At 34.0% G+C, this 359-nt stretch carries 1 pseudogene; it reads right to left on the bottom strand.

Going from position 1 to position 359, the window contains the following annotated elements:
- Window positions 1-251 (bottom strand): annotated as a pseudogene (locus tag HMPREF3116_RS09150) (succinyl-diaminopimelate desuccinylase); the annotation flags it as partial.
- Between the last annotated feature and the right edge of the window lie 108 nt (window positions 252-359).

The raw sequence follows: 359 nt of genomic DNA, 5'->3' as shown, positions 1-359 counted from the left end.
TCCCATTCAGATTCGTCACCAGCTTCAACAACGTCCATATGTCCGGAAACAGCGAGTAATTTCCCATCTTGATTAGTGCCGAATTCGGCAACTAAATTATTACGGCCCTTTGCATATTCAACTTGCTTACTCTCAATATCGTATTTTGCAAACAAATCTGCAAGGTAATCTGCAACGTCTTTTTCATGTGCATTTACCGATTTAATTTTGACGATATCTTGTAAGATTTTAATTCTTTGTGCTTTTTCCAAAATAAAACCTCCTATTGTTTAACCACATTTCCAATAACATATACAGTATAATCCTAAATATTGGTAAAGACAATTTGGTTCTGTTGCAAAGTTTTAAATCTACTATCA

The organism is Aerococcus sp. HMSC10H05, assembly GCF_001806975.1.
In the GTDB taxonomy this organism is placed as follows: domain Bacteria; phylum Bacillota; class Bacilli; order Lactobacillales; family Aerococcaceae; genus Aerococcus; species Aerococcus viridans_B.
This window is presented reverse-complemented; position numbering and strand designations above follow the sequence as displayed.